The organism is Candidatus Paraluminiphilus aquimaris (genome assembly GCF_026230195.1).
Lineage (GTDB): Bacteria > Pseudomonadota > Gammaproteobacteria > Pseudomonadales > Halieaceae > Luminiphilus > Luminiphilus aquimaris.
The window spans coordinates 88449-102350 of record NZ_CP036501.1 but is presented as its reverse complement, the minus strand read 5'-3'; the positions used below and the strand labels follow the sequence as shown (position 1 = coordinate 102350).

12 protein-coding genes are annotated in these 13902 nt (G+C 53.2%); 10 read left to right on the top strand and 2 right to left on the bottom strand.

Annotation, left to right across the window (positions count from 1 at the left end; translation table 11 throughout):
* The first annotated feature begins 244 nt into the window (after nucleotides 1-244).
* The 7 genes from E0F26_RS00455 to E0F26_RS00425 all read left to right on the top strand — a co-directional run bounded on the left by E0F26_RS00455 (nucleotide 245) and on the right by E0F26_RS00425 (nucleotide 6740).
* A complete protein-coding gene (locus tag E0F26_RS00455) occupies nucleotides 245-1492 on the top strand; it encodes an acyl-CoA dehydrogenase family protein (RefSeq protein ID WP_279242075.1) in 1248 nt (415 codons plus the stop codon).
* 50 nt (nucleotides 1493-1542) lie between these two features.
* Nucleotides 1543-1977 (top strand): MaoC family dehydratase, encoded by a 435-nt coding sequence (locus E0F26_RS00450; protein ID WP_420887709.1) that lies wholly within the window; start codon nucleotides 1543-1545, stop codon nucleotides 1975-1977.
* Nucleotides 1978-2002: 25 nt separating this feature from the next.
* The gene (locus E0F26_RS00445; RefSeq protein WP_279242073.1) at nucleotides 2003-2920 is read left to right on the top strand and encodes an SDR family NAD(P)-dependent oxidoreductase; all 918 of its coding nucleotides are present in this window, start codon (nucleotides 2003-2005) and stop codon (nucleotides 2918-2920) included.
* A 76-nt stretch (nucleotides 2921-2996) separates the two neighbouring features.
* Entirely contained in the window at nucleotides 2997-4175 is a 1179-nt protein-coding gene (locus E0F26_RS00440) for an acetyl-CoA C-acyltransferase (RefSeq protein WP_279242072.1), read from the top strand.
* A 1-nt stretch (nucleotide 4176) separates the two neighbouring features.
* Nucleotides 4177-5157: an NADPH:quinone oxidoreductase family protein gene (locus tag E0F26_RS00435; RefSeq protein ID WP_279242071.1), complete on the top strand. Its 981-nt coding sequence runs from the start codon at nucleotides 4177-4179 to the stop codon at nucleotides 5155-5157.
* A gap of 3 nt (nucleotides 5158-5160) precedes the next feature.
* Nucleotides 5161-6309 (top strand): iron-containing alcohol dehydrogenase, encoded by a 1149-nt coding sequence (locus tag E0F26_RS00430; protein WP_279242070.1) that lies wholly within the window; start codon nucleotides 5161-5163, stop codon nucleotides 6307-6309.
* The gene (locus E0F26_RS00425) at nucleotides 6306-6740 is read left to right on the top strand and encodes an acyl-CoA thioesterase (RefSeq protein ID WP_279242069.1); all 435 of its coding nucleotides are present in this window, start codon (nucleotides 6306-6308) and stop codon (nucleotides 6738-6740) included. Before E0F26_RS00430 ends, E0F26_RS00425 begins: the two co-directional genes overlap by 4 nt.
* Here the strand turns inward: E0F26_RS00425 and E0F26_RS00420 are convergent.
* Nucleotides 6737-7972, bottom strand: coding sequence for an MFS transporter (locus tag E0F26_RS00420; protein WP_279242068.1), 1236 nt, complete (start codon nucleotides 7970-7972; stop codon nucleotides 6737-6739). The genes E0F26_RS00425 and E0F26_RS00420 overlap by 4 nt on opposite strands.
* Nucleotides 7959-8783 (bottom strand): SDR family NAD(P)-dependent oxidoreductase, encoded by an 825-nt coding sequence (locus E0F26_RS00415; RefSeq protein WP_279242067.1) that lies wholly within the window; start codon nucleotides 8781-8783, stop codon nucleotides 7959-7961. Before E0F26_RS00415 ends, E0F26_RS00420 begins: the two co-directional genes overlap by 14 nt.
* A gap of 259 nt (nucleotides 8784-9042) precedes the next feature.
* Here E0F26_RS00415 and carA point away from each other — a divergent pair, with 259 nt between their 5' ends.
* Genes carA through greA form a run of 3 tightly spaced genes read left to right on the top strand, consistent with a single transcriptional unit; the run spans nucleotide 9043 to nucleotide 13902 of the window.
* On the top strand, nucleotides 9043-10209 hold the full coding sequence (gene carA, locus E0F26_RS00410; RefSeq protein ID WP_279242066.1) for a glutamine-hydrolyzing carbamoyl-phosphate synthase small subunit: 1167 nt from the start codon (nucleotides 9043-9045) through the stop codon (nucleotides 10207-10209).
* Nucleotides 10209-13433: a carbamoyl-phosphate synthase large subunit gene (gene carB, locus E0F26_RS00405; protein WP_279242065.1), complete on the top strand. Its 3225-nt coding sequence runs from the start codon at nucleotides 10209-10211 to the stop codon at nucleotides 13431-13433. The genes carA and carB overlap by 1 nt, the downstream gene beginning before the upstream one ends.
* On the top strand, nucleotides 13426-13902 hold the full coding sequence (greA, locus tag E0F26_RS00400) for a transcription elongation factor GreA (protein ID WP_279242064.1): 477 nt from the start codon (nucleotides 13426-13428) through the stop codon (nucleotides 13900-13902). The genes carB and greA overlap by 8 nt, the downstream gene beginning before the upstream one ends.

Genomic DNA, 13902 nt, shown 5'->3' with positions numbered 1-13902 from the left:
CCCGTATTTGGCGTTTGCGTGTCGTACAGGATACGCCATTTCACTTTAATAGGGGGCGCGAGTTGGCGGCTGGCAGCCAGTGCAGTCTCACCATAATTCACCCAGTCGATCCAAAACATTCTTGTCCGTCAAAAAAACATACTGTATGTTCAAATCACAGTTTGATGGCGGCTCGAACCGCGTTCCAGTCAATGTCATCTACTCATTCAAAAGCCACATAAAACGTCATAAAAAGGGGTAGGTCATGGACTTAGGTGTCTCCGAAAAAGTAGCGCCCATTCTCGAAAGTGTTCGCAATTTCATCAACGACGAGGTGCTTCCGCTCGAGGAGGAGTACAAGGCCCAAATCGAAATAGGGTCGCCCTGGGAGTTTACCCAACGGCAAACCGAAATCTTGGAGAGTCTGAAGTCAAAAGCCCGCTCACAAGGGCTATGGAATTTCTTCCTGACAGATAAAAACGGCACAGGCCTCAACACGGTGGAGTACGCATACCTCGCTGAAGAGATGGGCCGTTCTTATATTGGTGCCGAGGTTTTCAATTGCAGCGCGCCGGATACCGGGAACATGGAAGTCATCCATAAGTACGGCACTGAGGCGCAAAAGAAGCAGTGGCTCGAGCCGCTCCTGAACGGGGAGATTCGGTCATGTTTTGGTATGACTGAGCCCGATGTTGCATCATCCGATGCCACGAACATCTGCACGACGGCAGTACTCGAAGGGGAAGAGTGGGTTATTAATGGCGAGAAGCACTGGACCAGTGGTGCCGGCGATCCTCGTTGTAAGGTCATGATCTGCATGGTTAAAACTGACCCCACGGCACCTAAGCATCTCCAGCAGTCTCAGATTCTCGTGCCAATGGATACACCCGGGGTGGAAATCGTTCGCCCGCTCACGGTTTTCAATAACGTTGACGCGCCGCACGGACACATGCGGGTCAAACTAAATAACGTTCGCGTACCCAAAGATTGCATGATTTTGGGTGCCGGTCGTGGCTTTGAAATTTCACAAGGGCGATTGGGCCCAGGCCGAATTCACCACTGCATGCGCTCTATTGGATCGGCGGAGAAGGCCCTGGATTTGCTGTGCAAGCGCGCGACAACCCGGACAGCGTTCGGTCGTCCACTCTCAAAGCTGGGCGGCAATATCGACATTATCGCCGACGCTCGCATGAACATTGAGCAGGCGCGTTTATTGACACTTAAAACCGCGTGGATGATGGATACGACCGACCCGAAAGAAGCGCGCATCTGGATTTCTATGATTAAAACTGTCGTACCCAATATGGCATTGAAGGTCATTGATGACGCTATTCAAATGCACGGCGGGATTGGTGTCTCGAACGACACACCGCTGGCAAATATGTGGGCGGGGCAGCGAACACTGCGACTCGCAGATGGCCCGGATGCCGTGCACCGGATGGTCGTCGGGCGTCATGAACTCAAAGGTTATACGGCGGTAGAAGATACCGGTGCGACCTTCAGAGACGGTTAATAACTACAAGGAGATTAGACGTGCCTACACATTGGGTTGAACCTGACGACATGGTCAGCATGGCAGGAACAAAGTTGCCCTCGAGCGACTGGATGACAGTTGAGCAGGACCGCATTAACACGTTTGCTGATTGCACTGAGGACCATCAGTTTATTCATATTGACGAGGAGGCGGCGGCCAAGTCGCCCTTTGGCGGGACGATCGCTCACGGTTTCTTGACCTTGTCTCTGTTGACCAAGTTGAGTTCTGAGAACTCTATCGGGGTTAAGGGCATCGTGATGGGAGTGAACTACGGTATCGACAAGCTTCGCTTTTTGGCGCCTGTCCGAGCTGGGAAGCGTATTCGCGCACACACAGAAGTACTCAGTGTTGATCGCAAAGATGCCAATCGTTTCTTAGTTAAGACGGCGGTCACTGTTGAAATCGAAGGTGAAGAGACGCCAGCACTCTATGCAGAGTGGCTGGGTATGCAGTTCATTGCTTAATACAAAACAACGAAAGGGATAGAGAATGACAATTCGGTATGACGGTCAAGTTGCGATCGTTACAGGTGCAGGTAACGGCTTGGGTAAAAGCCATGCGCTTCAATTGGCGGCACGTGGTGCAAAAGTCGTTGTCAACGATTTGGGTGGCACAGTCGATGGGAGCGGCGGCGGTAGCGATGCCTCACAAGCGGTTGTTGCGGAGATTGAAGCGGCGGGTGGTGAGGCGATGGCTCACGGCGCTAATGTTGCCGACTTTGACCAAGTACAAGACATGGTGTCAAAGACCATGGAGCGTTGGGGGCGAGTAGACATCCTCATTAATAACGCCGGTATATTGCGTGACAAGAGCTTTGGTAAAGGCTCGCTTGACGACTTCAAGCTGGTTCTCGACGTGCACTTAATGGGCAGTGTTAACTGCACAAAGGCTGTTTGGGAAATTATGCGCGCGCAAAATTATGGTCGCATTGTTGTGACGACCTCATCGAGCGGCCTGTACGGTAATTTCGGGCAGTCTAATTACGGCGCTGCGAAGATGGGTGTCATCGGCATGATGAACACGCTTGCACAGGAAGGTGCTAAGAACGATGTGAAAATCAACGCGCTGGCACCGACGGCTGGGACACGTATGACCGAGGGCCTGATTCCCGAGAAGGCATTTGATTTAATGACCCCCGAGACGGTGACACCCGCCGTGCTTTACCTCGTATCAAAAGATGCGCCGACGCGAACAATATTAGCGGCAGGTGCAGGTGGATATGCAGTGGCAAAGATTGTTGAGACAGACGGCATTTACCTCGACGATGCGGATCAAACGCCAGAGGCGATCGCAGCAAATTGGGATGCCATTGCCAACAGTGAGCCTAAGCAACTGCAGGCTGGCTTCGAGCAAACTTTCAAGTTTCTTGGCAAGGCCGCTCAGGCAAAGGGAATCTCACTCGAATAACAGAAACACGGCTTTTTTGGTCGACCTCACATTCAAATAGCGTTAAGAGCCCGTCGACGGGCATACGGAGAAGAAAATGAAAGAAGCAGTCATCGTATCAACAGCACGGACACCCATTGGTAAGGCGTACCGTGGTGGTTTTAATAATTTACAAACGCCAACCATGGGTGGGCACGCCATTCGCGCCGCCGTTGAGCGTGCGGGCATTGAAGCCGATCGTGTCGAAGACTGCATCATGGGTGCGGCACTTACTCAGGGTACGTCCGGTATGAATATTGGTCGAAACGCGGCGCTCCGTGCGGGTCTACCTGTCACGGTATCGGGCATGACCATCGATCGTCAGTGTTCATCAGGCCTTATGGCGGTTGCGACAGCAGCGAAGCAAGTTATGCACGACGGTATGGACTGTGTTGTCGGGGGTGGTTTGGACTCTATTTCTCTCGTTCAAAACGAGCATATGAATGGTCACCGACTCGTCGATAATGAGTTGGTAGGTATGCACAAAGATATTTACATGCCTATGCTGCAAACTGCAGAGGTAGTCGCGGCTCGCTACGGCGTCTCGCGCGATGCGATGGACGAGTATGGCTTCGCGTCTCAGGAGCGTACGGCCGCGGCTTATGCTGCGGGTCGCTACGATGCAGAGTTGGTGCCGGTAACCTGTGAGCGGATCGTTTACAACAAGGAAACCGGCGAGCAGTCTACCGCAGAGGTAACGGTGACAGCTGACGAGGGCGTGCGTCCTTCTACCCTAGAGGGTGTTAAGAGTTTACGTACCGTTATTGAAGGTGGAACGATTACAGCGGGAAATGCCTCGCAGCTTTCCGATGGCGCCTCGGCGCAGGTAGTAATGAGCAGTGATTTGGCTACTTCACTCGGCTTGGAGCCGCTCGGGGCATACCGCGGTATGGCTGTAGCGGGTTGTGAGCCAGATGAAATGGGTATTGGCCCCGTTTTCGCTGTGCCAAAGCTCCTCAAACAGCACGGTTTAACGGTAAACGATATTGGTCTGTGGGAGCTCAATGAAGCGTTTGCGGTTCAGGTGCTTCACTGCCGAGATACGCTGGGCATTGACAACGACAAGCTCAATGTCGATGGCGGTGCTATCGCGATTGGTCACCCCTACGGCATGAGTGGCTCGCGAATGATTGGTCACGCGCTAATCGAAGGAAAGCGCCGTGGTGTTAAGTATGTTGTCATCACCATGTGTGTGGGCGGCGGTATGGGTGCAGCTGGCTTATTCGAGGTCTACTAAGATGGTAAAAGCGGTTGTATGTAGTGAGCACGGCCTTCCAGATAAGTTGAACCTCGTTCATGACTGGGAGACTGCAGAACTGGGTCCCAATGATGTGCGAATGGACGTTAAGGCAGCTGGTCTTAACTTTCCTGACGTTCTCATCATTCAAGGGAAGTACCAAATGCAACCGCCTATGCCCTTTGTTCCGGGCGGTGAGTCTGCCGGTGTTGTGACCGAAGTTGGCTCGGCGGTGACGCGCTGGTCTGTTGGTGACAGCGTGATCCAACTCGGTGGAGTCGGTGGTTTCGCCAGTGAGGCGGTAGTTAACGAAAATGCACTTCTGCCAAAGCCTGAAGGTATCGACTTTTCAGCGGCGGCGGGCGTGGGGATGACTTACTTTACCTCGTACTACGCGCTCAAGCAGCGCGGCCAACTCAAAGCCGGTGAGACCCTGCTTGTCATGGGCGCTGCCGGTGGTGTGGGCAGTACGGCGGTTGAGTTGGGTAAGGTTATGGGGGCCAAAGTCATTGCGGCAGCGAGCTCCGATGAAAAGCTGGAGCTTTGTAAGCAACTGGGCGCCGACGAAGTCATCAACTACAGCAATGAGTCGATGAAAGATCGCATCAAAGAGATCACTGGCGGAAAAGGGGTGGATGTTATCTACGACCCCGTAGGCGGTGATTATGCTGAGCCGGCGGTAAGGAGCATGGCGTGGAACGGACGCTATCTCGTTATTGGCTTTGCGTCCGGTCCTATTCCCAGTATTCCACTCAATCTCACTTTGCTTAAGGGTTGTGCCCTTATCGGGGTTTTCTGGGGTCGTTTCCTTGGCGAGGAGCCCGCAGAGCAACAGAAGAATGTGGAAGAGCTTTGGAGCTTGTTCAATGAGGGTAAGTTAAATCCAGTGGTTACGGATGTCTTCCCCATCGAGGAGTATGAAGCTGGCTACGCTGCCATGATGGAGCGTCGCGCCAAAGGTAAAGTTATCTTTACCTTCTGATCGATGGACGGCTACTCCTTCCAGTCAGTGCAGACCACACGGGTTCAATCCGGTGCGGTCTTGCACCTCAACGAGCTATTGGCAGAGCGGGGTTTGAGCAGACCGTTGTTCGTAACGGACGCCCAGCTCATCAAGCTGGATGTGGTTTCTCCCGCTATCGACGCCTTGCAGCTTTCTGCCGATACGGTTGTTGTTTTTGATGGTATTGAACCAGACCCTTCAGAGCGGGTGGTTTTTGCCTGTCTTGAAGCCTTTAGAGCCGGGGACTGTGATTCAGTAATTGCCGTGGGCGGCGGTAGCTCCATGGATGTGGCAAAGGTTGTGTCCGTTCTCGCGAGAGGTCAGCAGGATCTCTCTGAAATCTATGGTGTTGGTATGGTGAGCGGTGACCGTTTACCCCTCTTTTTAGCACCTACGACGGCGGGTACGGGCTCTGAAGTCACCCCTGTGGCGATTATCACCACAGGTGAGACCACCAAAGCGGGCGTGAGCTCACCTGTTTTACTGCCCGACGTTGCCATTTTGGACGCTTCTCTGACGCTGGGGCTGCCGGCGAGTATCTCCGCAATGACGGGCATTGATGCCATGGTTCATGCGATCGAGGCTTACACCTCTAAGATCAAAAAGAACCCCATTTCAGATATGCTTGCTCTTCGTGCACTTAAGCTACTCTCGGAAAACATTCGTACGGTGCTCGCAACACCGGGAGACGTTGCGGCGCGCGAGGCGATGTTGTTGGGTTCTATGTTTGCCGGACAGGCATTTGCCAACGCACCTGTAGGTGCGGTTCATGCCCTGGCGTATCCGGTGGGCGGGCACTACCACATACCGCACGGTCTGAGTAATTCGCTGATGCTCCCTGCCGTCTTATCATTTAACGCCGAGGCCTGCCCGGAGCTCTACGCAGAGTTAGCTCGAGTCATACCCGGCGCAACGCAATCTTCCGAGGGCCTGATCGATTGGTTCAAGGTATTGATCGATGAGAGCGGCCTTCCGGCAACTTTGGCGCAGGCAAAAATCCCCGAGACAGATTTGCCCATGTTGGCCAAGGACGCCATGTTTCAGCAGCGTTTATTGATAAACAATCCTCGGGAAGTCGATGAGGCCACGGCGCTTAGACTTTACCGAGAAGCTTGGAGTGGTTGGTCGTGAGCGAGAGAGCAACGCCCGCGCCTCGGGACGGTTTTGCCATTTTTTATCCGCTAAACACGCGTTGGGCAGATAACGACATATACGGGCATATTAACAACGTCGCCTACTATGCTTTTTTTGATTCGGTGGTGAACCGATTCTTGATTGAAGAGGGCGGTATGCGCCCTGGCCACGATAATGTAGTGGGTTATGTCGTTAATTCTTCAGCGGACTATTTTTCTCCATTGACCTACCCACAAGAGCTTGAACTTGGTTTGCGGGTTGCACGCCTGGGTGAGAAATCAGTCACATGGGAGATCGGTGTATTTGGTCAAGGCGCGGAGTTAAGTAGCGTCACAGGTCAGTTTACTCACGCATTTGTCGATCGCGAATTGAACAAATCGGCAAGTATTCCTGTCGCCATTCGGCGCGCCATATCGATGCTTGGCTAGTCTTCAGGCGCGATATTAATAACGCGAGACTTCAGCGCATATAGCAAGACGCAAAAAGTGATGATGCCGGCAAAAATAGGTGGGTACGCCGCATTCAATTGATACAACGCACCTCCCAAAATGGGACCAATAACGAATCCGGCGGCAGGGCAGGCGGTGATCAGGCCCGCAGCACCGCCTTGCTCGTCGCGACTCACTGCCAGCGATGCACCCGCTGCAATGGCCGGTCCAATTAAGCCCAAGCCAGCCCCCATAAACGCCATCCCAATGATGAGGCCTGTCAGTCCCTGGGCTAATGCGACAAAACTGGCCGCGAATAAGTTACAAACTAGCCCCATTCGCACTAAGTTGAGTGCAGGACCGGCATACCGTTGTGCAACCGATAACTGAAGTGCGAGTGTGAAGAAGGCCGAGACCATGAGGGCCGCGCCTGTGTATTGTGCGGTCTCCACCCCACTGAGTGACAGGCTATCTTGAATTCGAAATCCGAGCGTTTGCTGGATAGCTGAAAACCCCGTGAAAGTACCGATGGCGCTGAGAAGATAAACACGCAGGCGGGAGTCGAGGAAGGACAATCGGGGCGCACGCTTGCGTGCGACGCCAGAGAACTCACCCTCAGGCAGGTATTTCCATACGGTAAAGACAGCGATGAGCGTAAAAAGTGCGGCGACATAGAGTGGGAAAAGAAGCCCTAACCCAGCCAATAAGCCGGCCAGCACCGGACCAATTATGACGCCAAGACTGTTGGCTGTTCCCAGGCGAGCCAGTGTTTGTGTTCTGAACGCGCGTGAGCTGTGGTCTGCGGCATAGGCGGTAACCCCCGGGCTGGTGGCGGCCATGACAGAAGATTGCAGGCAGCGAAAAAACAGCGCTGTGAAGTAAAGTGTCCACCCTGAGAGGATACCTTTCATACCTAGTGCGAAAACACCGGCAAAGATCACCGTACCAACGGCATAGCCCGTCAAGCCAATGACGATGACAATCTTCCGACCTATTTGATCTGACCGTCGGCCCCACCACGGCGAACAAAAGGTGAAGACTAAGGCGGAGGTCGAGATGATAGAGGTGGTTTGCACCTCGCTAAGCGCAACTTCGCGACCCAACGGTGGCAGGATCGCAAAGATAAACGCTTGGCCAATGGCGTTTGCTAGCAGGCCGGTTATGAGAATGAAAAAAGAAGATCTGCTAAGTCGGCTCGGCGCTGATGAGGGAGTCGCGTCAGCTGAGCTCATTATTCTTCGATGCCATCCGGGCCGTTACGCGATGGTACGACGTTGGTAGAAACTTAGTCAGGGTCTGCATGAACCACGCATCCCAACCGATGAAAACACGCTTTCGACCGGCTAAAACCCCTTTCATAATGATCTCAGCGGCTTTGGTTGGCGATGTTCTCGCAACCTGTCGGAATGACGCGTCGCGCTCCTCTGCGGACGTATCAGCATGCTCGCCGTCGGCACGTGCGCGAAGCGCAATATTTGTCGAGATGCCACCCGGGTGAACGCAGGTGACGGTGAGCGACGTATCGAGATACTCCGCCTGCAATGACTCAGTGAAGCCCCGAACAGCGAATTTAGCGCTGTTGTAAGCGCTTTGGGTAGCAATGCCAATCATCCCAAAAATGGACGATATGTTCACCAGGTGTCCGTTGGGGGACGCTTCAAGCAGGGGCAAAAACGCTTTGGTTGACCAGACAACACCCCAGTAATTGATGTTCATAAGCCATTCAAAGTTATCTAAATCGGCATTGCGAAACTCAGAGGCGTAACCGACGCCGGCGTTGTTGAACAAAAATTCAACCGTGGTGACCTCTTTAGCGATCTCTTGTGCCCATGTTTCGATAGATTCGCGCTTGCCACAGTCCACGATGGCGGTTGAAACACTGCTGAGCGAGCTATTCAAAAGCGCCTCAGTCTCGGCTAACCGTTCCGGGCTGATATCACACATATAAATATTGATGCCGCGCGCATTTAGGTTCAGCGCGAGGGCGCGGCCTATACCATCACCTGCCCCAGTGATCACTGCAGTCTCTACTTTTTGGGTCATTTTTCTGGCCCTTGCCCGTTGTCTGGATTTTTGTCGATGAAACGGAACACTGTCGTGCCTTTTTCATGGACACTAAACGACCGTAAACGTACAATTGAGTCTTAGCGCATTCTTGAAATAGTCGGCGACTTTTTGGTCAGTTCGGCGCTTTGTTGTGTGCGCGAGACAATAACACATCCGACGTCGCGACGTTTAGTGAAAACGGAGGCAAAGAGGGGCCTCGCAGACGTGGGTACGAAGACTCTCTGGAGGATATCGAGTGGACAAACCCGCTGTCTTGGCACTTGCAGACGGCACAGTTTTTCACGGGCGCTCAGTTGGCGCTGACGGGAAGACTGTGGGAGAGGTTGTTTTTAATACGGCGATGACCGGTTATCAGGAAATTTTGACTGACCCATCCTATGCCCAGCAAATCGTAACGCTCACCTATCCTCATACCGGCAATACAGGAACCAATAGCGCAGATGCGGAATCGAGCGCAGTACATGCAGCGGGCCTCATTATTCGCGACCTGCCGCTGGTTGCTTCGAATTTCCGTTCTGAGCAAAATTTGAGTGATTACCTTGTTGCGAACAACACAGTGTGTATCGCGGACATCGATACACGAAAGCTAACGAGAATTATTCGAGAGAAAGGGGCCCAGTCAGGGTGCATTTTGACGGGCGATGCTGCAGACGAGGCGATTGCCGCAGCCAATGCCTTTCCCGGCCTTAAAGGTATGGACCTGGCAAAAGTAGTTACGACCTCCTCGACGTACGATTGGAGCGAACCGACGTGGCAGTTAGGGGCGGACGCACCTGAACGCCCTGAAGCGCACCACCACGTTGTCGCACTTGATTTTGGCGTAAAAAGAAACATCCTCCGCATTCTTGTTGATCTTGGTTGCCGAGTGACCGTTGTGCCCGCTCAAACGGACTTCGACGCTGTTATGGCACTCGAGCCGGACGGTATTTTCCTGTCAAATGGCCCGGGTGACCCAGAGCCATGCGATTACGCGATTGATCTCGCTCAAAAAGTGATGGCGTCGGGCAAGCCTTTGTTCGGGATCTGCCTCGGACATCAGATTTTGGCGCTCGCCAGTGGCGCGAAGACCGAAAAGATGAGCCACGGTCACCACGGGGCAAACCACCCGGTGCAGGACTTAAGCAATAAGACTGTCTTGGTAACGAGCCAAAACCACGGATTCACGGTTTCGGATGAAGATTTGCCCGAGACGCTCTCAGTAACACACCGATCGCTTTTTGACGGTACTGTGCAGGGTATCAAGCGAGTCGATACCCCCGCTTACAGTTTTCAGGGGCACCCTGAAGCCAGTCCTGGGCCTCACGATGCGAAGTATTTGTTTAACGCCTTTATTGAAGCGATGGCGGGTGAGGGTACGGGCGACGACGTTGCTGTCGAGGTTGTGAAGGGAGGCGCCGTCTAATGCCAAAAAGAGCTGATTTAGAAAGTATCTTGATCCTGGGTGCGGGCCCGATTGTTATCGGACAAGCCTGCGAGTTTGACTACTCCGGTGCGCAAGCGTGTAAGGCGCTCCGCGAGGAGGGCTACAGAGTCATTTTGGTGAACTCAAATCCGGCGACGATTATGACGGATCCTGCTATGGCAGATTCGACCTACATCGAGCCCGTTGAGTGGCAGACCGTTGCCAAGATTATTGAGAAAGAGCGCCCCAGTGCGTTGCTACCGACAATGGGTGGCCAAACAGCGCTTAACTGCGCACTAAAGCTCGACGCAGAGGGGGTTCTTGAGAAATACGGCGTTGAGATGATCGGGGCGACACAGGAGGCGATCGACAAAGCCGAGGATCGAGAGAAGTTCGACGTCGCGATGAAAAAAATTGGACTCGATACGCCACGTGCCGAGATCGCACATTCGCTTGAGGAAGCCTTCGATATCCTAGAGAGGATGGGTTTCCCTTGCATCATAAGGCCCTCATTCACAATGGGTGGCTCAGGTGGTGGCATCGCGTACAACCGAGTTGAATTCGAGACCATTTGTAAGCGTGGTCTGGAGCTATCACCAACCAACGAACTGCTCATTGACGAGTCGTTAATTGGTTGGAAAGAATTTGAGATGGAGGTTGTCCGGGATAAAAATGACAACTGCATCATTGTTTGCTCGATCGAAAATTTGGATGCCATGGGTGTTCATACGGGCGATTCCATAACGGTTGCCCCCGCGCAAACACTGACCGATAAAGAATATCAGTTGATGCGAAACGCATCGCTGGCGGTGCTTCGAGAAATCGGTGTGGAGACGGGTGGGTCGAACGTGCAGTTCGGGCAATGCCCTGATACGGGTCGAATTGTGGTCATTGAGATGAATCCACGCGTGTCACGTTCTTCAGCGCTGGCATCAAAGGCGACTGGCTTTCCCATAGCAAAAGTCGCGGCCAAATTGGCGGTGGGCTATACCCTCGATGAATTGGCAAATGACATTACAGGCGGTGTCACGCCAGCGTCATTCGAACCGTCGATCGACTATGTGGTTACCAAGGTTCCACGCTTTGCTTTTGAGAAGTTCGCAACCGCCGATGCGAAGCTCACCACGCAAATGAAGTCAGTTGGGGAGGTGATGGCGATAGGCCGTACATTCCAGGAGTCTGTTCAAAAAGCATTGAGGGGTCTTGAAGTGGGCTCGGCTGGATTTGAGTCGAGACTGACGGTGACAGATGATGACTCGCGTGCTGAGCTCGTAAAGCAGCTGACGCATCCCGGTGCAGAGCGAATTTGGTATTTGGCAGACGCTTTCAGAGCGGGGTTTGAGCTTGAAGAAATTTATGGGTACTCCGGTGTCGACCCCTGGTTCCTCGTGCAGATTGAGGACATTGTCCGACTCGAGAGTACGCTTGTGGGCCGCTCGCTTGCCGATGTCAGCTACGCTGAGCTCAGACAGTTAAAGCGCAAAGGCTTCTCTGATCAGCGCATTGCCGCGGTGATGGCGCTATCGGAGGCTGAGGTACGAGAATACCGGCACACTAAGGGCCTGCGCCCTGTTTACAAACGCGTTGATACCTGTGCAGCAGAGTTTTCCTCTGCGACCGCTTATATGTACTCGACCTACGAGGAAGAATGCGAATCCGCGCCCAGTGACCGAGATAAAATTATCGTCTTAGGTGGTGGACCGAACCGCATTGGTCAGGGAATTGAATTCGACTATTGCTGTGTGCATGCCGCGCAAGCAATGGCGGAGGATGGTTACGAAACCATCATGATTAACTGCAATCCTGAAACCGTATCGACGGATTACGATACGTCCGATCGACTATTTTTTGAGCCGGTCACGTTAGAGGACGTACTCGAGATTGTCGATCTGGAGCAGCCCAAAGGGGTGATCGTGCAATTTGGTGGGCAGACGCCCTTGAAACTTGCTCGAGCGCTTGAGGCCGCAGGTGTACCTATTATTGGAACCACACCTGATCAGATCGATCGAGCGGAAGATCGTGAGCGGTTTCAGAAAATGATTCAGGAACTGAACTTACTGCAGCCAGCGAATACGACAGTGCGCAGTGTTGATGAAGCGGTGGCAGCCGCGCGCAGCATTGGCTACCCACTCGTGGTCCGCCCCTCTTATGTTTTGGGTGGTCGGGCTATGGAAATTGTTTACCGAGAAGAAGACCTATTGCGCTACATGCGCGATGCGGTCCAGGTCTCTGACGACTCACCGGTATTACTCGACCGATTCTTAAATGCGGCTATTGAGGTTGATATCGACGCGGTTTCTGATGGTAAACACGTTGTCATTGGGTCAATCATGCAGCATATCGAACAGGCAGGGGTTCACTCGGGCGATTCGGCCTGCTCGCTTCCCCCTTACAGCCTTCCCGCTGACGTCCAGGACAAAATGCGGGATATGGTGAAAGCCATGGCGGTTGCCCTCGAAGTGAAGGGCCTTATGAATGTTCAGCTTGCGTGGCAGGACGGCCAGATTTACGTTATCGAGGTGAATCCAAGAGCGTCACGAACTGTCCCATTCGTCTCTAAAGCTATCGGTATTTCATTAGCGAAGATTGCGGCCCGCTGTATGGCAGGCCAGTCGCTCACATCGCAAGGCTTTACCTCGGAAGTAGTCCCTAGCTATTACAGTGTGAAAGAGGCGGTTTTGCCGTTCAATAAATTCCCTGGCATTGACCCGATTCTCGGCCCAGAAATGAAGTCGACTGGAGAGGTCATGGGAACAGGGCCGACGTTTGCCGACGCCTTTGCCAAAGCCCAGCTCGGCGCGGGCGATGTCACGCCAACCTCGGGTTTGGCACTTTTTAGTGTGCGAGATGCGGATAAGCCCGCGGCGATTGACGTTGCGAAGCGGCTTGTCGACTCTGGTTTTACGCTGGCAGCGACCAAAGGGACCGCGAAAGCACTCAGTGCTGCGGGCTTGACGGTTAGGTCTGTCAATAAAGTAGCCGAGGGCCGCCCGCACATTGTCGACCTCATTAAAAACGATGAGGCATCGATGATTATCAACACCACTGAGGGGCGAACCGCGATATTAGACTCTGCGTCAATTCGGTCGAGTGCTGAACAGCACCAGGTGTTCTACACTACGACGCTGGCGGCAGCAGAGGCAATCTGCATGTCGATGGAACGGGAGCCCGATGGGCAAGTTCGCAGGTTACAGGATCTGCATGTGAGTTTGGCAAATGAATAAAGTCCCAATGACCGTCGCAGGTGAGGCGGCGCTTCGTGAAGAACTAGAGCGACTCAAGAAGGTCGACCGACCAAGGATTGTTGCGGCAATCGCTGAAGCACGTGAACACGGCGACCTCAAAGAGAATGCTGAGTACCACGCAGCGCGTGAGCAGCAGAGTTTTGCTGAGGGGCGCATCAAGGAACTGGAATACAAATTATCCAATGCTCAAGTGATTGACATTACTACCCTTGCGCACAGTGGACGTGTTCTTTTTGGTGCGACTGTTGATCTGATTAACTGCGATGATGATACGGAAGTGTCTTACCGCATCGTCGGTGAAGACGAGGCGGATGTTAAACAGAATATGATTTCAGTCAGCTCCCCGATTGCTAGAGCACTCGTAGGTAAGTCCGAGGGCGATGAGGTGGTTGTTAAGGCACCTAGCGGTGACATTTACTACGAAATTGACAGTGTGCGTCACGTTTAA

Excerpts from the sequence above, each read along its gene's own strand:
- E0F26_RS00435 (WP_279242071.1), top strand. The coding sequence starts at position 4,177 with ATGGTAAAAGCGGTTGTATGTAGTGAGCACGGCCTTCCAGATAAGTTG.
- carB (WP_279242065.1), top strand. The coding sequence starts at position 10,209 with ATGCCAAAAAGAGCTGATTTAGAAAGTATCTTGATCCTGGGTGCGGGC.
- E0F26_RS00430 (WP_279242070.1), top strand. The coding sequence starts at position 5,161 with ATGGACGGCTACTCCTTCCAGTCAGTGCAGACCACACGGGTTCAATCC.
- E0F26_RS00455 (WP_279242075.1), top strand. The coding sequence starts at position 245 with ATGGACTTAGGTGTCTCCGAAAAAGTAGCGCCCATTCTCGAAAGTGTT.
- E0F26_RS00420 (WP_279242068.1), bottom strand. The coding sequence starts at position 7,972 with ATGAGCTCAGCTGACGCGACTCCCTCATCAGCGCCGAGCCGACTTAGC.
- E0F26_RS00445 (WP_279242073.1), top strand. The coding sequence starts at position 2,003 with ATGACAATTCGGTATGACGGTCAAGTTGCGATCGTTACAGGTGCAGGT.
- E0F26_RS00450 (WP_420887709.1), top strand. The coding sequence starts at position 1,543 with ATGGTCAGCATGGCAGGAACAAAGTTGCCCTCGAGCGACTGGATGACA.
- E0F26_RS00440 (WP_279242072.1), top strand. The coding sequence starts at position 2,997 with ATGAAAGAAGCAGTCATCGTATCAACAGCACGGACACCCATTGGTAAG.
- greA (WP_279242064.1), top strand. The coding sequence starts at position 13,426 with ATGAATAAAGTCCCAATGACCGTCGCAGGTGAGGCGGCGCTTCGTGAA.
- E0F26_RS00415 (WP_279242067.1), bottom strand. The coding sequence starts at position 8,783 with ATGACCCAAAAAGTAGAGACTGCAGTGATCACTGGGGCAGGTGATGGT.